This window comes from Pseudomonadota bacterium (assembly GCA_016195085.1).
In the GTDB taxonomy this organism is placed as follows: Bacteria; Pseudomonadota; Alphaproteobacteria; order SHVZ01; family SHVZ01; genus JACQAG01.
This window is the reverse complement of sequence record JACQAG010000048.1, coordinates 14,580-30,811: the sequence shown is the minus strand read 5'-3', so window position 1 is coordinate 30,811 and position 16,232 is coordinate 14,580. Positions and strand designations below refer to the sequence as shown.

The window sequence follows — 16,232 nt, the reverse complement described above, 5'->3', positions numbered from 1 at the left end:
CCTGCGCCGCTAGGCCATGCGCTCGAACAGGAGATCGCGGCTGCGATTGGCCGAGAGCTCCAGCGCCACCACGGTGCCGTCCTTGCCGCGGCGAAAGCGGAGCGCCGGCCGCGCCGTCCACTGCATATGCTTGGAGACGAAGCGGAAGACGTCGGCGATGATCGCCTCGCAGGGGGCCCAAGGCGTCGGATGCGGCCCCAAGCCCATGCGGATCGCAAGATGGCCGTCGCGGATGGCGATCTGGTGCACCGCCCCGGTCTCCGGGCTCACATAGCGCCCGAGATAGGCGACGAGCTCGTTCGCCGCCGGCTGAAACGCCTCGACCGGGGTCCATTCGACGGCCAAGCCCCAGCCGATGGTGCCGCGCCAACGCTGCGGACGACCGGTAGCGGCGGGCGGTGTCAGCACGATCCCCATATGGCCGCCGGTCTGCTTGAAGCCGCCATCCGGCGTCGGCTCCAAGGCCTCGTCGGCGCCGAGGAAGCTCGCCTTCAGCGTTCCCTCGGCGAGCTTGAGATCGAGGGTGTAGCCGGTGGCCTTGTCGATATAGGTGCCGGCGAGACGCTCGCTGCCGGCGGGCACCGCCAGCGTCGGTCGCATATGCTCGGCCAGCACTGCATCGCCGATCTGGCGGGCGAGCGCGTAGGGCACGGCGTCTTCGCGATTGGCGAGGATGATGACGCCGAGATCGTGCTCGGGAAAGCGCATGAGCTGCGTCTTGAAGCCGGGAAGGCTGCCGCCATGACCGACGGTGCGGAGCCCTCGGTAGCTAGTGACGGTGAGGCCCAAGGCATAGTCGAGGCTGCGGCCGTCGCCGAGCCGGCCGAGGCGCTCCAGCTCGCCCATGAGCCCGCGGCGGAACGGGCCGCCGTCGCGGAACGCCTGATGCCAGAGCAGCATGTCGGCCAGGCAGGAGACGATGCCGCCGGAGCCGGAATAGTGCATGCCGGAGCGGCCAAGCCGGATCCGGCCCTCATCGAACCAGTAGCCGCCGGCCATCTCCGGGAACATCTCGCCCTGGTCTTCGGAGAGCTGGGTCATGGTCATGCCCATGGGTGCGAAGATGCGCTGGCGCAGCAGCTCGGCCAGGCTCTGCCCCGTGAGGCGCTCGACCACCGCCTGCACCAGGCGATAATTGGTGTTGGAGTAGGAGATCTGGGTCGCCGGCGGGAAGTTGAGCGTCGTCAGCCGGCAGGCGAACTCATGCAGCGCTGCGGCATCGATGGTGGTGGTGGTCATCACGCCTGAGAGCGTCAGGGTCTCGCCCAGATCGCGGATGCCGCTCGACATCGTCAGCATCTGCCGGAGCGTCACCGTGTAGCGATAGTCCGGCAGCTCGGGCAGGTATTTGCGCACCGAGTCATCGAGGCTGAGCTTGCCCTCGTCCTGTAAGAGGAGCGCCACCACCGACAGGAAGTGCTTGGTGACCGAGGCGATCCGAAAGCGGGTGGTGGGCGTGTGGCGGAGCCCGTGCTCGACTACGGCCAAGCCATAGCCTTGCTGATGGACGACGGCACCGTCCTTGATCACGGCAAGGATGGCGCCGGGCGAGCCCGGCTTGTCCCAGGCGCGAAACAGACCATCGATCGCTTCCGACCAGCGTCCGCGCACGGGATGCACCGCCATCGCCGCCGCCGGCACAAGTCTCGCTGCCTGGGTCATGGGTTCCCTCCCACGGTTTCGAGGATCGATGGTGCCGCGAGGAGCGCGTGCCTGGCAAGAGCGAGCCGGACGCGTCGGATGATGCCCCCACCCCGCCCTCCCCCGCTTTCGGCGAGGGAGGGAGTCGAGATGCGCCTCCTGCTCCCTCCCCCATGCGTCAGCGTGGGGGAGGGTCGGGGTGGGGGCATCTCGCCGCTACAGCCCCAGCGTCTTCTTGATCGTCTCGGCCACCGCATCGGGCGGCGGGGCAATGTCGATGGCGGGCACGCCGGCGGGCTCCTCGAGCTGCGCGAACTGGCTCGGCAAGAGCGCGGCCGGCATGAAATGGTCGCGCCGGCGGGCAAGCCGCTCGGCGATCAGCTGCTGATCGCCCTTGAGATAGACGAGGCTGACGCCGGCGCGGCCCTGGGTCAGCACCTCGCGGTAGGACTCGCGGAGCGCCGAGCAGGTGAGCACGGTGCGTTGCCGGGCGGCGACCCAGCCTTCGATCGCCCGGGCGAGGGCATCGAGCCAGGGCCAGCGATCGGCATCCTCCAGCGGCACCCCCTTCGTCATCTTGGCGATGTTCTCAGGCGGGTGCCACCGGTCGCCCTCGGCGAAGTCGGCGCCGATCTTGCGTGCCAGCGCCTGGCCCACGGTCGACTTGCCGGAGCCGCACACGCCCATGAGCACGATCACGATAGGGTCTTTCACTCGGGCCCGCTCCATGGTCCGTGATGGTTGCCGGGCCGGTCGATGCGCTGGAAGCCATGCCCGCCGAAGCGATCGCGCTGGGCCTGGATGAGTGCGGCGGCGCCGCGCTTTGTGCGGTAGCCCTGGGCATAGGCGAGTGCGGAGGCCAGAACCGGCACCGGTGCGCCGCCGACGAGAGCTGCCGCGACCATCGCCCGCCAATCCGCCTCGCGCTCCGCCATCGCCGCGGCAAGGGCGGAATCGAGCATGAGATTGGCAAGTCCGGGCGCGCCGCGAAACGCAGCCGCGATCGGGTCCAAGAGCGCCGCCCGCAAGATGCAGCCGCCCCGCCAAACCTCCGCCACCGCGGCCGGATCGATGTTCCAGCCATGCTGGCTGGAGCCGGCCGCCAAGAGCTGGAAACCCTGGGCGTAGCAGGCAAGCGTGGCGGCGAAGAGCGCGCGGGGGAGCTGCCGGCGCAGCGCGTCGCGCTGGCTGGGGTCGACGTGCAAGGGCGAGCCCAGACGCAATTCGGCTGCGACCCGCTCCTCCTTTGCCGAAGAGAGCGTGCGCGCGAACACCGCCTCGGCGAGGCTCGGCGCCGCCACGCCGAGAGCGAGCGAGGCTTCCACCGCCCAGGCGCCGGTGCCCTTCTGCTCGGCCCGGTCGAGGACCATCTCGACCAGCGGTTGGCCGCTGGCACCATCGATGCGCCCGAGCACGTCGGCGGTGATCTCCAGGAGATAGCTCTGAGCCTCCCCACGATTCCAGCCGGCGATCGCTTCGGCCGCTTCGCCGTGGGCGAGGCCGGCGAGATGACGCAGCGCGAACCAGGCCTCGGCAATCGCCGCCATGACTGCATATTCGATGGCGTTGTGCACCATCTTGACGAAATGTCCGGCGCCGTCGCCGCCGAAATAGCCGAGGCAGGCGCGACCGCCGGCCTTGGCCGCGATCGCGTCCAGGATCGGCTCGAGCTCCCGGAAGGCGCCGGCATCGCCCCCCGCCATCAGCGCCGGGCCGAGGCGCGCGCCCTCGGCACCGCCGGAGACGCCGAGGCCGAGGAAGCGCACCCCGGATTTCCCGAGCGCGCGGGCGCGTCCGATGGTGTCGGTGTAATGCGCATTGCCGCCATCGGCGAGGATGTCGCCGGCGCTAAGACCCGGCTCCAGGGATTCGATCGCCCGATCCGTCGCCGCGCCGGCATTGACCATGACCAGAATTGCCCGCGGCCGCTCGAGCCCAGCGAGCAGCGCTGCGGGCGAGCGGGAAAGACGGATGGATTCGAGGCCGGCAAGACCGGTGCGGGCGGCTTCATCCAGGTCGTAGGCGTGGACGGCGATGCCGTGTCCGGCGAGGTTGAGCGCCAGATTGCGCCCCATCACCCCCAGCCCGATCAGCCCGATTGCCCTCATCACCCACCGCTCTCGGCACCGGCCACACCTAGGTATGCGGCCCTTCCCGGCGCCCTCGCGCCAGGCCAGCCGGCGTGAGAAATGCCAGCTCCGTCATATAGATGAAATAGGCACGTGTCCCGCCCCTGAGAATCGGCCGCGAATTTCAGGGAAAAGCGGGCCACTAATCCATTGGAACGAGTGTGATTCAGATTCCGAAGTTCGGCAACGACCTTCAGAATCATCGCACCGGGCGCTATTGCATTGCGATATCGGCGCATCGCAGTGCGAGACGGCGCCATTGCGCCCATGGCGGCTGCGAGAGGATAATGCCGCCAGAGCCAATCAAGGCCACCACCTCGTCGAGGAAAGCGGGGACACCCGCAATGACCGGCAAACTCAAAATCCACACACAACGCGCCGACGGCGTGCCGATGGAGCTGTTCTTCCAGCTCGATCAGCGCGTGCGTGCGCCCGCCGAGGTGGAAAAAACCCTGGGGCAGATATTGGCAAGCTTGGCGAAGGCTGGGGGGCCGGGCGATGCCGAGGCGGTGCAGGCGCTGGCTTTGGCGCTGGTGGTGCGCACGCTCTCGGCAAAACCGTCCTCACGACTGAACCTCGATCTGGCCCAGGAGATGGCCGGCGCAGCCATTGCGGCCGCGCGGGAAATGGAGACCGGCATGAATCGCAAGATCGCCGATATCATCAAGAATCAGAAGATCGCCAGCCTACCGCCGACGGCCACGGTCCGCCAGGCAGCGAAGACCATGGCCAAGCGCAACATCGGCGCGATCATGGTCATGGACGCCAAGGACGTCCTGGTGGGCGTGTTCACCGAACGCGACATGGTGAAGCGCGTGGTGGCCGAAGGTCTCAATGTGGAGACGACGACGCTCGAGAAAGTGATGACCAAGAACCCCTACACCATGCCTTCCTCGGAGAGCACGCTGGTGGCGCTGCGGCATATGCGCGAGTCCGGCTACCGGCACATGCCGATCGTGGACAACGGCAAGCTCAAGGGCGTGGTCTCCACCCGCGACTTCGTCGGCGCCGAGCTGAAGCAGCTCGAGATCGAGACCGCCTTCCGCGGCGCGGTCATGGCCGAGGGCTTCCAGCCCCGGGCTTGAGCATCGCTCTTTCCTCCTGTCTTTCTTCCCCCTCTCCCTCCGGGAGAGGGGCGGGGTGAGGGGCCCCGCCCGCACATCACCCACCGATCTTGGCAGCAGGCGCCTCCCCTCACCCGCGCGCCAGCGGCGCGCGACCTCTCCCCCAGGGAGGGACGGGGAGGGGGTGATCCTCACCCCCTCCCGAAACCCACCCCCAGGGAGAGGTGAGAAAGGAGTAGTGCGCCCTAGCTCTTCGCCAAGAGATCGCGCATCTGCTCCAGGAGGCGGATGGTGTGCTCCTCCCCGGCGCGGTTGCGCCGGCGCGATCCGACCGCCCGGCTCGAACGCCGGTCCTCGATCGCCGCCTCGCGCCAGAGCATCAGCACCCGCTCGCGCGTCGCCGGCTCCTGCAGCTTGCCACGCAAACGCTCGATCGCGGTCACACCTGCCTGCTTGTAGCGGTTGACCGGCTGCACGGGATTGGTGGCAAGCCCGGGCCAAGTGAGTGCTGCCTCTTCGAAATGCTGGTCGCAGAACACCAGCAGGGTCTCGCGGTGGCCATAGGCGTAGTAGGTACGCTTGGCCTGCTTGTAGCGTTGGGCTGCCGCCTTCGTGACTCCGAAGCTGACGATCGCGTTCGCCTCGCACATGCAGCACTTCATCGTGGCGGTAGTTTACACGGGGTGGCCCGAGGCTTGCCAGGCAATGATGGCTGTGATGTGCTGGCCCTCATGTCCGCCGAGCGCGAAAAGGCGATGATGCGGATCCGGGAGCTCCGGCAGCGCGTGGACCCGGAGGTTCTCGACATGGCCGAGCGCATGGCCCGCCACCAGATGGGGTTTCCGCCGAAGGAAAGCCTGGCGGTGCGCCTGTTGGAGAAGGCCCGGGCCGAAGGCGGCCGCTTCCGCTCCCAGGTGCTGGCGGAGCTCGAGCGGCGCCTGAAGGAGTGAATGCCGCGGCCGCCCGGCGCCAGCGATTCGATCGCTGGGCCACCCTTAGGCGCGTGAGCCGGCTCTTGGCTGAACGCCGCCGGCCTTGAGGCGGGCTTTCAGCCGCTCGGTGGCACCGGTCAACGCCTCCGCCATCGGCCGTTCGGTGCCGCTATGGCTCGCCTCGGTCACCACTTGCAGCTCGGCCTCGGGCCAGGCTTGCTTCAGCTCATAGGCGATGCGCATGCGGGTGACCACGTCGTAGCGGCCCTGCACGATGATTCCCGGAAGGCTGCGGATGCGACCGATGTTCGCCAAGATCGTGCCCTCCGGCATGAAGAAGCCGTTGACGCCGAAATGCGTGAAGAACCGTGCCAGCGGCACGCAGGCCTGGGGCTCCAGGAGCTTGGCCACGTGCATGGGATCCTCGCGGAAGGTCTGGGTCCACCCCGAATAGGTGCGAAGCGCCACCGCCGCCGGCAGGTGCACCGCCGGATCGGGATCGGTCACCCGGCGATGGAAGGCATCGAGCAGATTGCCGCGCTCGACCTCCGGCAGGAACTCGATGAAGGCCTGCCAGCGCTCGGGGAAGGTGTTGCGGATGCCGGTGTACCACCAGTCGACCTCTTCGCGGCTGCCGAGAAAGATCCCGTGCACGCGCAAGCCAAGGCAGCGCTCCGGGTGCGCTTCGGCATAGGCGAGCGAGAGGAAGCTGCCCCAGGAGCCGCCGGTCACCAGCCAACGCTCGATGCTGAGATGCTGGCGGAGGCTCTCGATGTCGGCGATGAGGTGCTGGGTGTCGTTGTTGGCGAGTTCGCCATTGGGGACCGAGCGGCCGCAGCCGCGCTGATCGAAGAGGATGATGTCGAAGAAGTCCGGATCGTAGTAGCGGCGATTGGCCGGACGCGTGCCGCCGCCGGGACCGCCGTGGAGAAAGAGCGCGGGCACGCCCTGGGGGTTGCCTGAGCGCTCCCAGTAGAGCGCGTGGCGATTGTCGACCGGCAACATGCCGGAGCTGTAGGGCTCGATCTCGGGATAGAGCGATCGGCTGTCCATGGCCTCAGGTCTTTCTCGAGGAGGATGCGGGCGGCCGGCGATGCTGCCAGTGGGACCGAGCCGGGGTCAACGGCGCGTCGGTCTACCCCCACGCAATCATGGTGGCGCCGCCATCGACGATGATGACCTGGCCGGTCATGAAGGCGCCGGCGCGGCTGGCCAGGAAGACCGCCGCGCCGGCGATGTCGTCGGGCTCGCCGATGCGCCTGAGCGGGCTGCCGAGAACCGCTTTCTCGTAAAGCACCGGATCTTCCCAGAGGGCGCGGGCGAAGTCGGTCTTTACCAAGCCCGGCGCGATGCAGTTGACCCGCACATTGGACGGCCCCCACTCGACCGCGAGCGAGCGGGCGAGCTGGAAGTCGGCGGCCTTGGAGATGGCGTAGGCGCCGAGCGTGGTGGCGCCGCGCAGGCCGGCGATGGAGGAGACGATGATCATCGATCCGTCCTTGCGCTCCGCCATCTCCGGCAGCACCAGCTGAGCCAGCCACAAATTGCTCTTGACGTTGGTCGCCATGATCTTGTCGAAGGCCTCGTCGGTGATGGCGAGAAGCGGCCCGAAATGCGGGTTGACGGCGGCATTGGCGACCATGACGTCGATCCGCCCATAAGCCTTGCGCGCACCGGCGACGAGCGCCTCCAGCTCCGGCTTGCGGCCGACATTGCAGGCAATGGCGATGGCCTTGCCGCCGAAGGCGGCGATTTCGGCCGCGACCCCTTGGCAGGGTTCGAGCTTGCGGCTGGAGATCACCACCGAGGCTCCGGCCCGCGCCATCGCATGGGCGATCGCCCGGCCGATGCCCCGACTGGACCCGGTCACCACCGCCACCTTGCCTTGCATGTCGAACAGCATGGTCCCTCCCTGGTGCCCCCTAGTATGTGACGGTTGCCAGTTTTGCGCATCCAACCGAGACTGCGTGCTCATGTCCGCCTATCCCCTTCCGCCATCCCTCTGGGCGAAAACCGCGCCGGCCGCCCCGGCGACGAGCCCGCTCGCCGGTGCCGCCGAGACCGACATCGCCGTCATCGGCGGCGGCTATACCGGGCTCGCCGCGGCACTCGCCTTGGCCGAGGCGGGAGCCAGGGTGACACTCCTCGAAGCCGGCCCCATCGGCTGGGGCGCTTCGGGACGCAACAACGGCCAGGTGATCCCGAGCCTGGCCAGGGGCGATCCCGACGATCTCGTTCGCCGCCTGGGCGAGAAGCAGGGCGAGGCCTTGGCCGGCCTGGTCAGGGATGCGGCCGACGGGGTCTTCCAGCTCATCGCCAAGCACCGGATCGACTGCGAGGCGGTGCAGGCCGGCTGGATCCAGCCGGCGCATCGGGAAAGCCGTCTGGCACAGAGCCGCGCCCGCTTCGAGCAATGGCGCCGGCGTGGCGCACCGGTCGAGCTCCTGGACCGGACCCGCATGGCTCGGCTCACCGGATCCGAGGCTTGGTATGGCGGCTGGCTCAACCGGACCGGCGGGCACATCAACCCCTTGGGATATGCCCGCGGGCTGGCGCGTGCCGCGCTCGCCGCCGGCGCCTGCATCCACACCGATAGCAAGGTGGAGGCGCTCACCCCTGAGCATGAGCGCTGGCGGTTGGCGAGCCCGGGCGGCACGCTGGTGGCAAAGCAAGTGATCCTCGCCACCAACGCCTATACCGGCGATCTCAACCCCGCGCAGGCACGAAGCGCGGTGCCGGTGCAGATCTATCAAGTGGCGACCGCACCGATCTCGGAGAATGTCCGCCGCACCATCATGCCCGAAGGCCACGGCCTGTCGGACACCAGAGGCGACCTCCTCGCCTTCCATCTCGACGGCGCCGGGCGGCTGGTGACCGGCGGACGCATGGTCGTCGCCTACAATCATGGCCCCCGGCTCAGGCGACGGATCACCCTGCGCCTGCAAGCGGCATTCCCGCAGCTGGATCGGCCGGAGTTCGAGCATGTGTGGCATGGATTGATGGGGGTGACACCGGACCGGCTGCCGCATCTCTACGCGCTCGGTCCCGGGCTTTGGGGCTGGACCGGATGCAATGGCCGCGGCGTGGCGTTGTCGACGGCGATCGGCCGTGTGCTCGCCGAGGCGGCGCTTGGGCGGCCGGCCGACGAGCTGCCCCTGCCCTTCACCGCCCCCCGACCAATTCCCTTCCACGGCCTGGTCCGACATCTCGCACCTTCGATGCTGCTCTATTATCGCTGGCTCGATCGGCGCGACTGACAAAGAGGAACGACCCATGCCGATGCCAACCGGCATCACCGGAATCGATCACGTGGTGATCCTGGCGCAGAGCCTCGAGGCGGCGCGCAAGACCTATCAGAGATTGGGCTTCACGTTGACCCCGCTCGGCCGTCACAGCAAGCTCGATACCGTCAACCACTGCGTCATGCTGCAGGAGGCCAATTACTTCGAGCTCCTGAGCGTGGCGAAGCCGCAGCCGCTCAATGCCGATTTCGCGGCGATCCTCGAGGAGCGCGAGGGGCTGGCGGCGCTGGCGCTCAAGACCGAGGATGCGCGCGCTTCCGTGCGCAAGCTGGAGGCGGCCGGGCTCGGGCCGAAGCCGGCCGTCGATTTCGGCCGCCCGGTCGAGCTACCGCCAGGGAGGGCTTTGGGAGGGGGTAATCCTCACCCCCTCCCAACCTCCCCCGCGGTCCGCAAGGACGCGCGCTTCACCGTGGTGCATCTCGACGGCGCCATGACCCCGGGCGGGCGCGCATTCCTCTGCCAGCACCACACAAGGGATCTCGTTTGGCTGCCGGAGTATCTCGAGCATGCCAACGGTGCTTTGGGTCTTGCCCAGATCACCTTGGTTGCGGCCGACCCGGAGGCGGCGGGCCGCGCCTATGGCGCCGTCTTCGGAGCGGCAGCGAAGCGGATTCCCGGCGGCTGCGAGGTCGCAACCGGCAACGCCCCGATCCGGGTACTCTCCGCCGGCGGCTTTGCCGAGCAATACCCGGGCGAGAGCGGCTTTGCCCGGCACGCCCCGGTCTTCGCCGTGCTGTCCTTGAAGGTGCGGAGCGCGGCGGCGACCGCCCGGCTTCTCCAGACGGCGGGGGTCCGGTTCGATGCGATCCAAGGTGGCGTTCGGGTCCCTTCTTCTGCAGCCACTGGTACGGTCTTGGAATTCCTGGGTTAACGCCGCTAGACCGGCGGGCGTTTGACATTTTGAGGCAATCTCAACGTATTGCCGGACACCGCCGCTCGCCGTTTCAATGAAAAATTAACCGGCCGCCGCTAGCTTTGCGGCAAGCAAGGCGGAACTGCCGAGGCGATCAAATCGCCGGGACGACAGGGCCTTCGCCGGCAGGCACTAGTGTGATGATTCCGAAGTTCGCAGGCGAACTTCGGAATCATCACACTAGACTTAATAGATTAGTGGCCCGCTCATCCCTGAAATTCGCGGACGAATTTCAGGGGCGGGACACTAGAGAGCGAGGCGGATATGCTCATGTCCTACAGCGCGCTCACGATCATGGCGGCGTTGATCGCGATCGCTTCGGCGGCGTGGTGGAGCGGCCGCTGGACGGCACTCAGCCAGACCACACCGCTCTTGCGCACGGTGCATCGCCTGGCGGGCGGGGAGAGCGGCAAGCTGCCCCAGCAAAGCCGTCTCGGCGTGTCGATGCCGCAGCTGGTGACGGCGCTCGAAACCGTGATCGAGCGGCAGCTCAAACGCGAAGCCGAGCTCAGCCAGCGCGAGGCCTCCTACCGGCTGATGGTGGAGAGTGCGACCGACACGATCTCGCGCCACACTGCCGACGGCATCTTCCTCTACGCCTCCGCCTCGGCCTTCCGGCTTCTCGGCCATCATCCCGATGCGCTGGTCGGCCGCTCGGTCTACGACCTCGTGCATCCCGACGACCTCGGCGTCCTGCAGGCCTGCCACGAACAGACGCTGGCCGAGGGAAGCGGGGTCGCCACCTGCCGGCTTCGATCCGAGCGCGACGGCTACCGCCATGTCGAGATGCAGCTCGCCCAGCAGAACGAGGCCGATCGCGCCGTGGAGATGGTGTGCATCACCCGCGATATCGGCGCGCGCTGGGAGCATGAGCGCATGCTCTCCGAGGAGCGCGAGAAGGCGGAAGCCGCGAGCAAGGCGAAGTCCGCCTTTCTCGCCAATATGAGCCACGAGCTCCGCACGCCGTTGAATGCCATCATCGGCATGTCGCAGATCCTCCGCGACGAGATGTTCGGGCCGATGGGCTCGGCGCGCTACATCGAATACGCCCGGGACATCGAATCCTCCGGCCAGCACCTGCTCGACCTCATCAACGACGTGGTCGATCTCTCCAAGATCGAGGCGGGCCACTGGCAGCTGGACGAGCGGGCGATCCACCTGCCGCGCACCGTGGACACGGTCTCGACCATGATCGGCGACCGGGCGCGGGCGGCTGAGGTGAAGCTGGAGGCGGACCTGCCGGAGAATCTGCCGCTGCTCATCGGCGACGAGCGCGCGGTGCGCCAGATCCTGCTCAACCTGCTTTCGAACGCGATCAAATACACGCCTGCCGGCGGATCGATCACGGTCTCGGCCTGGACCGAGCCGGAAGGCATCCAGGTGCGGGTGGCCGACACCGGCATCGGGATTGCGCCGGAGGACATCCCGAGGGCGCTGGCGCGCTTCGGCCAGGTGGACAACACGGTAACCAAACGCACCCGCGGCGCCGGGCTCGGCCTCACCTTGGCCAGCGACCTCATGGGCCTGCATGGCGGCCAGCTCAAGCTCGAGAGCACGCCCGATCGCGGCACCATGATCACGCTGGCGTTCCCCGCCGATCGCACCGTCGCCTCGATCGCCGAGCTGGCGCCCCGCCGCGTCGCGGGCTAGACCCTACGGCGTCGCCAGCGATCCTCGCGGTCGCGTCCCAGCTCCCGCATGAGCTCGCTGAAGCTCATGACGGGCTTGCGCGGCGGCGGGCCTCCCTCCAGCACCGGCGGCGTGACCCAACCTTCGCGCGCCGCCTCAATCAGCTGCGCATCGGCAAAGGGCGGGCTTCGCCCTAACCGTGGCGGCACAATCTCGGCGACGACGCGGCCGCGGACGGTCACCAGTACGGTCTCGCCGCTCGCGGCCAGACGCACATACTCGCTCAGTTTGTTCTTGAGGACTTTCAAACCGACTGCCCGCATGCGGCGAATAGTAGCTTCCAGAAGCTGCGTCCATCAATCGGGGTTTAAGCACCAATTCGCGCGCTCTACCCTGGCGTCCTGACCGAGAAGTTTCTCAGTCACGATGAAATCTCGGACTGCTGCCGTGCGTCCTTCGACGAGCTCAGGATGAGGCTTTTCTTTCTGCCACGCCGGTCCTTCTGCGACGCACAATTCCGCTCATCCTGAGCTCGTCGAAGGACGCACGATCGACGTGCAGGTGTTGCATTGTCCGACGAACTTCTCAATCTGGGCCCTACAGCTTGAACAGCTTGATCGCGTTGCCGCCGCGCGCTGCCTTGGCTTGGGCCGCGGGCAGAGCATCGACGCGGGCGAGGCAGCCCTTCATGTCGCCGATGTTGTGCGGATAGTCGGAACCATAGAGGAGGTTCTCGGCGCCGCCGACCGACACGCACAGCTCGAGCGCCTCCTTGCGATAGGTGACGCTGTCGTATGCGATGCGGCGAAGATAGGCCTCCGGCCGCTCTTTGATATTGATGCGGCAGGCGTTCATGTTGTCGAAGCAGACATCGAAGCGGCCGGCGAGATAGGGCAAGGTTGCCCCGGCATGGGAAGCGATGAGACGCAGATTGGGAAAGCGATCGAGAAAGCCATCGAAGATGATGCGCGCAAACGCCAAGGTCGTGTCGAACATGAATCCGACCGATGCGATGAGGTTGTAGTCGCGCATATCCATCTCCGGCGTGCCGGGCGGTGCGGTCGGATGCACGAGCACCGGCAATCCCTTTTTGTCGATCGCCCGCCAGATCGGCTCGAACAGGGGATCGGTCAGGGATTTGCCGGCGATGTTGGCGAGCACCATGACGCCGACGGCACCTTTGGCCAGCGACCGCTCGAGCTCGGCCACGGCGAGGGTCGGATATTCCCAAGGCAAGGACGCGATCCAGCGGATGCGGTCGGGATAGCGCTTCTCAGCCGCCGCCATGTCGTCGTTCATCACTTGGGCGGCTTTAAGGCTGATGTCGGGCCCGCCCCAATAGACGTTGGGGCAGGTGAGCGAGACGATGGCGATGTCGACCTTGGCCTCGTCCATGGCTTTGAGGCGAACGCCGTAGTCCATATGGCCGCCTTGCGGGGTCATGAACGGCGCGCCGTCCCAGAAGATCGCCCTGGGCCCGTCCTGGCTCGCCTTGACCGCGTAGCGGGGCGCGCCATGGGACTTGATGAGCTCGACCCAGGCTTCGCTCAGCATGTGGGTGTGGACGTCGACGACGGTCATGGGCGTTTCCTCGGGGATTGGTCTTATTGCGAGCGCGGCGCGCTGAAGCCCCCGCTCGATCGGGCGCGCCAGCATGTTGCAGCCGCCAAGGCCGCGCAAGCGCCGGACGGAGGCCCGCCGGGGACGTACCTTCGATCTACGTCGATGAATTCGCTCGCTATCTAACGTAGGTCCGCGCCATTGCGGAAATGCTCATTCCGCATGAAATAGCTCACGGAGAGTATTAGTATGGGATTGCGCAACAATTTCTATTGCCTAATATCTTTTGCAACCACGGCTTTGGTTCACGGATAGCTGCCTCCGGTGCAGAAGACGGTGGATTCTACCAAAGCGTGAAATACATCCGGGTTCCAAGGGACGAGACCGATGGGGCGCGCGCGCGGGGCCATCCGCGACCAGGAAGCCGTCGCGGATGCGAAAAAGAAAGAGCCTCGACGGGTCTTGTCTCCGGCGCAATGCCGCGCCGCGCGCGCGATCCTGGGCTGGACGCAGGCGGACTTGGCGGAGCGCTCGGAGCTCGCGCGCAAGACCATCGCCGATTTCGAGATGAATGTTCGCTCGCTGCAGTTCCGCACGCGCCGCGACATCACCGCGGCCTTCGAAGGCGTGGGCATCGAGTTCATCTGGGGCAGCGAGCCGGATGAGCACAAGGTAGACACCCACCACGGCAAAGCCAACGAGCTGATCGAAGGCCTTCGCTTCTCCCACAAGATCGCCGCGAAGAAATAGCGGTATCGGCGGCGCGCCTGCTAGTGACCCGCGGCAGACATTCGTCTACTTCGCACGCTGGCTCTTGCAGATTTTGATGACCAACTCGCGCAGCCAACGATGCGCGGCCTGATTATCAAGCCGTCGCGGCCAAATCATCGCTGTCTCAATTGTTGGTGACGAATGAGCCAGGGAGCGAATGGCGAGTGGACGATGACGCACCAGCTCTTCGGCGATGCGTCGCGGGAAGATGGACACCATGTCCGACCCGACCAAAATGCCCACAGCAGACAGCAAGGGCGCGCGCAGTGCTATCCGGCGCGTCAGCTTCCGCAGTCCGAGAGCCTGATCAATGAAATCGGTAGTGTGGCGAACTGATGAGATCTCAAGATGCGGCAGGGCAGCAAACGTTTCGATTGACAGTTCTCTGGTGGTTGTCGCGGAATGGTTTTTTCGCAATACCGCGACGAATTCGTCTTTCAGCAGGGCTTGGTGTGAAAATCGTTCGCCTGATTTGGCGAAAGGCCCGATCGCGAGATCAATCTCACCGTTATCGAGCAGGTCGAGGATATTGAGCGTGCCACTCGGGCGAAACTCAGCCGTCACTCCCGGAGCAATTTTGCCCATGCGCGAGGCCAGTAACCCGACCAAAACGAGCGCCGCATAATTGTCAACTGCAACGCTGAAGGTTCGCGTCGCTTTCGAAGGGTCGAATTGGGTCGGTTCAAGCGAATGCTGCAATCCGTCCAGTGCCTGCCTGACGGGCAAAGCCAATTGCTCGGCCCGTGGCGTGGGCACCATGCCCTTGGGGCTGCGGATGAACAACTCATCCTTCAGCATATGGCGCAGCCTGGCCAGGGCGTGACTCATCGCGGGCTGACTAAGGCCGAGGCGGTTGCCGGCCCGTGTCACGCTTCGTTCCTGCATGACGGCGTCGAAGACGACCAGCAGATTAAGGTCGATGGCAGCCATATTTACGCTGGATTTGGCCATGGGGAATACCTCCACCGCTTGCACATTCTCCATGGACATGTACCAATGAAGAGAATGCATTTCCAGCATGCTGAGACCCACCCTATGTTCCACGACGGAACCTCAGTAAGGGCAAATCGATGCGCGTTGCTGCATCGCGCTGCAAGCGCAGCGGTAGATCCACCCAATCCCTCCTCGGCTGGACTCTGGCGACAATTATCGTGCTCGCGGCGGTCTTCGGCCCGCCGCTAACAGGCCAGGGCATTCCCACTATGGTTGAACTCAGGCATGACGTTCTGATGATCGATCGCGAGCTTGAGCGGTGGCCCACACTAACCAGAAGATCTTCTCCACGAACAAGCATACGGGCTCGCGGAGGCATCGCGTGACAGGTAGTTTGGCAAACATCGGGCCGGTTATGACGGCCGCATTCTTGGCCTCGTTGGTCGAGGCGGTGGAAGCGTTGACGATCGTCCTCGCCGTCGCCACGGTTCGCGGCTGGCGGCCCGCGGGGCTTGGCGCCCTCGCTGGCTTTTTGTTGCTGGCCCTCATCGTGGCGGTGCTTGGCCCTGTCCTCGATCATGTCCCTCTGCATCTTCTGCAGCTCGCGATCGGGGTCCTGCTGTTGATGTTCGGCATGCGCTGGCTGCGAAAGGCGATCCTCCGCGCAGCCGGTGTCATTCCGCTACATGATGAAGCTATGGCCTTCGCGGCCGAAACGGCGGAACTGCGCGAGCAAGCACGCCGCCACGTGGCAAAGCTCGATTGGCTTGCGGCGCTAGCCAGCTTTAAGGCCGTCTTTCTCGAAGGCCTCGAAGTGGTGTTCACCGTGATTGCGGTGAGCGCGGGCCGCGGGCTGCTTGTTCCTGCGAGCGCTGGTGCACTTGCGGCATGTCTGCTGGTTGCCGGTGCGGGTTTTGTCGTTCATCGCCCGCTGGCGCGGGTTCCCGAAAACACGCTCAAGTTCGCCGTCGGCGTGATGCTGTCCGCGTTCGGCATGTTTTGGACCGGAGAAGGTCTCGGCGTGGCTTGGCCGGGCGCGGATCTCGCGATCGTCGGATTTGCAGCGCTGTTCCTGACCGTTGGACTCACCGCAGTCGTCCTGGCGCGGCGAGCGAGCCCGGAGGCGGTGAGATGAATACGCTGGTCGCCGTCTTTCGCGAGCTGACCGGATTGATCATTGATGACGGCTCGCTGGCGCTGGCGGTCCTTACGGTCATCGTACTTGCCGGTATTTCTGCATCTCTGATGCCGGATGTTCCTATAGCGGGAGGCGTCATTCTGTTGTTTGGTTGCCTCGGCGTGCTCATTGCGAACGTGCTGGGAGCGGGTAAGCACTGAAATATCACGGCAGCTATCGG

Annotated in this window: 17 protein-coding genes; 8 read left to right on the top strand and 9 right to left on the bottom strand. The window is 66.2% G+C overall.

The features are described 5' to 3' along the window. Positions 1–9 precede the first annotated feature (9 nt). The 3 genes from HY058_14790 to gndA form a co-directional block, all read right to left on the bottom strand. Positions 10–1,662: a serine hydrolase gene (locus HY058_14790; GenBank protein ID MBI3498563.1), complete on the bottom strand. Its 1,653-nt coding sequence runs from the start codon at positions 1,660–1,662 to the stop codon at positions 10–12. Between the two features lie 195 nt (positions 1,663–1,857). Further along, positions 1,858–2,328 (bottom strand): gluconokinase, encoded by a 471-nt coding sequence (locus HY058_14785; GenBank protein ID MBI3498562.1) that lies wholly within the window; start codon positions 2,326–2,328, stop codon positions 1,858–1,860. Positions 2,329–2,351: 23 nt separating this feature from the next. Further along, positions 2,352–3,749 (bottom strand): NADP-dependent phosphogluconate dehydrogenase, encoded by a 1,398-nt coding sequence (gene gndA / locus HY058_14780; GenBank protein MBI3498561.1) that lies wholly within the window; start codon positions 3,747–3,749, stop codon positions 2,352–2,354. A 365-nt stretch (positions 3,750–4,114) separates the two neighbouring features. Here gndA and HY058_14775 point away from each other — a divergent pair, with 365 nt between their 5' ends. Further along, the gene (locus HY058_14775) at positions 4,115–4,855 is read left to right on the top strand and encodes a CBS domain-containing protein (GenBank protein MBI3498560.1); all 741 of its coding nucleotides are present in this window, start codon (positions 4,115–4,117) and stop codon (positions 4,853–4,855) included. A gap of 224 nt (positions 4,856–5,079) precedes the next feature. Here HY058_14775 and HY058_14770 read toward each other — a convergent pair whose 3' ends face one another. After that, positions 5,080–5,484 (bottom strand): hypothetical protein, encoded by a 405-nt coding sequence (locus HY058_14770; protein ID MBI3498559.1) that lies wholly within the window; start codon positions 5,482–5,484, stop codon positions 5,080–5,082. A 69-nt stretch (positions 5,485–5,553) separates the two neighbouring features. Between HY058_14770 and HY058_14765 the strand changes: the two genes are divergently transcribed. Continuing rightward, positions 5,554–5,784 (top strand): hypothetical protein, encoded by a 231-nt coding sequence (locus HY058_14765; protein ID MBI3498558.1) that lies wholly within the window; start codon positions 5,554–5,556, stop codon positions 5,782–5,784. A gap of 45 nt (positions 5,785–5,829) precedes the next feature. Here the strand turns inward: HY058_14765 and pip are convergent, their stop codons facing one another. Continuing rightward, on the bottom strand, positions 5,830–6,819 hold the full coding sequence (gene pip / locus HY058_14760) for a prolyl aminopeptidase (GenBank protein MBI3498557.1): 990 nt from the start codon (positions 6,817–6,819) through the stop codon (positions 5,830–5,832). Between the two features lie 82 nt (positions 6,820–6,901). Further along, entirely contained in the window at positions 6,902–7,669 is a 768-nt protein-coding gene (locus HY058_14755; GenBank protein MBI3498556.1) for an SDR family oxidoreductase, read from the bottom strand. A gap of 70 nt (positions 7,670–7,739) precedes the next feature. Between HY058_14755 and HY058_14750 the strand changes: the two genes are divergently transcribed. The 3 genes from HY058_14750 to HY058_14740 all read left to right on the top strand — a co-directional run bounded on the left by HY058_14750 (position 7,740) and on the right by HY058_14740 (position 11,631). Beyond that, positions 7,740–9,023 carry an FAD-binding oxidoreductase gene (locus HY058_14750; protein ID MBI3498555.1) on the top strand — a complete coding sequence of 428 codons (1,284 nt, stop codon included), beginning with the start codon at positions 7,740–7,742 and terminating at the stop codon, positions 9,021–9,023. 16 nt (positions 9,024–9,039) lie between these two features. Next, entirely contained in the window at positions 9,040–9,939 is a 900-nt protein-coding gene (locus tag HY058_14745) for a VOC family protein (GenBank protein ID MBI3498554.1), read from the top strand. A 312-nt stretch (positions 9,940–10,251) separates the two neighbouring features. Further along, positions 10,252–11,631: a PAS domain-containing sensor histidine kinase gene (locus HY058_14740; GenBank protein MBI3498553.1), complete on the top strand. Its 1,380-nt coding sequence runs from the start codon at positions 10,252–10,254 to the stop codon at positions 11,629–11,631. Here the strand turns inward: HY058_14740 and HY058_14735 are convergent. Both HY058_14735 and HY058_14730 read right to left on the bottom strand, forming a co-directional pair. After that, on the bottom strand, positions 11,628–11,933 hold the full coding sequence (locus HY058_14735; GenBank protein MBI3498552.1) for a type II toxin-antitoxin system prevent-host-death family antitoxin: 306 nt from the start codon (positions 11,931–11,933) through the stop codon (positions 11,628–11,630). The genes HY058_14740 and HY058_14735 overlap by 4 nt on opposite strands. Before the next feature lie 274 nt (positions 11,934–12,207). Then, on the bottom strand, positions 12,208–13,191 hold the full coding sequence (locus tag HY058_14730; GenBank protein ID MBI3498551.1) for an amidohydrolase family protein: 984 nt from the start codon (positions 13,189–13,191) through the stop codon (positions 12,208–12,210). Positions 13,192–13,557: 366 nt separating this feature from the next. Here HY058_14730 and HY058_14725 point away from each other — a divergent pair, with 366 nt between their 5' ends. After that, positions 13,558–13,920, top strand: a complete 363-nt coding sequence (locus tag HY058_14725) for a helix-turn-helix transcriptional regulator (GenBank protein MBI3498550.1) — start codon at positions 13,558–13,560, stop codon at positions 13,918–13,920. 45 nt (positions 13,921–13,965) lie between these two features. Here the strand turns inward: HY058_14725 and HY058_14720 are convergent, their stop codons facing one another. Then, positions 13,966–14,892 (bottom strand): LysR family transcriptional regulator, encoded by a 927-nt coding sequence (locus HY058_14720; protein ID MBI3498549.1) that lies wholly within the window; start codon positions 14,890–14,892, stop codon positions 13,966–13,968. Between the two features lie 397 nt (positions 14,893–15,289). Here HY058_14720 and HY058_14715 point away from each other — a divergent pair, with 397 nt between their 5' ends. Continuing rightward, positions 15,290–16,009 (top strand): TMEM165/GDT1 family protein, encoded by a 720-nt coding sequence (locus HY058_14715; GenBank protein ID MBI3498548.1) that lies wholly within the window; start codon positions 15,290–15,292, stop codon positions 16,007–16,009. Next, positions 16,006–16,212 carry a hypothetical protein gene (locus HY058_14710; protein MBI3498547.1) on the top strand — a complete coding sequence of 69 codons (207 nt, stop codon included), beginning with the start codon at positions 16,006–16,008 and terminating at the stop codon, positions 16,210–16,212. Before HY058_14715 ends, HY058_14710 begins: the two co-directional genes overlap by 4 nt. Positions 16,213–16,232: the final 20 nt, after the last annotated feature.

Coding starts and splice junctions, on each gene's coding strand:
- HY058_14735 (MBI3498552.1), bottom strand. CDS start 11,933: ATGCGGGCAGTCGGTTTGAAAGTCCTCAAGAACAAACTGAGCGAGTAT.
- HY058_14785 (MBI3498562.1), bottom strand. CDS start 2,328: ATGGGCGTGTGCGGCTCCGGCAAGTCGACCGTGGGCCAGGCGCTGGCA.
- HY058_14775 (MBI3498560.1), top strand. CDS start 4,115: ATGACCGGCAAACTCAAAATCCACACACAACGCGCCGACGGCGTGCCG.
- HY058_14750 (MBI3498555.1), top strand. CDS start 7,740: ATGTCCGCCTATCCCCTTCCGCCATCCCTCTGGGCGAAAACCGCGCCG.
- pip (MBI3498557.1), bottom strand. CDS start 6,819: ATGGACAGCCGATCGCTCTATCCCGAGATCGAGCCCTACAGCTCCGGC.
- HY058_14740 (MBI3498553.1), top strand. CDS start 10,252: ATGTCCTACAGCGCGCTCACGATCATGGCGGCGTTGATCGCGATCGCT.
- HY058_14745 (MBI3498554.1), top strand. CDS start 9,040: ATGCCGATGCCAACCGGCATCACCGGAATCGATCACGTGGTGATCCTG.
- HY058_14730 (MBI3498551.1), bottom strand. CDS start 13,191: ATGACCGTCGTCGACGTCCACACCCACATGCTGAGCGAAGCCTGGGTC.
- gndA (MBI3498561.1), bottom strand. CDS start 3,749: ATGAGGGCAATCGGGCTGATCGGGCTGGGGGTGATGGGGCGCAATCTG.
- HY058_14755 (MBI3498556.1), bottom strand. CDS start 7,669: ATGCTGTTCGACATGCAAGGCAAGGTGGCGGTGGTGACCGGGTCCAGT.
- HY058_14725 (MBI3498550.1), top strand. CDS start 13,558: ATGGGGCGCGCGCGCGGGGCCATCCGCGACCAGGAAGCCGTCGCGGAT.
- HY058_14720 (MBI3498549.1), bottom strand. CDS start 14,892: ATGGCCAAATCCAGCGTAAATATGGCTGCCATCGACCTTAATCTGCTG.
- HY058_14710 (MBI3498547.1), top strand. CDS start 16,006: ATGAATACGCTGGTCGCCGTCTTTCGCGAGCTGACCGGATTGATCATT.
- HY058_14790 (MBI3498563.1), bottom strand. CDS start 1,662: ATGACCCAGGCAGCGAGACTTGTGCCGGCGGCGGCGATGGCGGTGCAT.
- HY058_14770 (MBI3498559.1), bottom strand. CDS start 5,484: ATGTGCGAGGCGAACGCGATCGTCAGCTTCGGAGTCACGAAGGCGGCA.
- HY058_14715 (MBI3498548.1), top strand. CDS start 15,290: ATGACGGCCGCATTCTTGGCCTCGTTGGTCGAGGCGGTGGAAGCGTTG.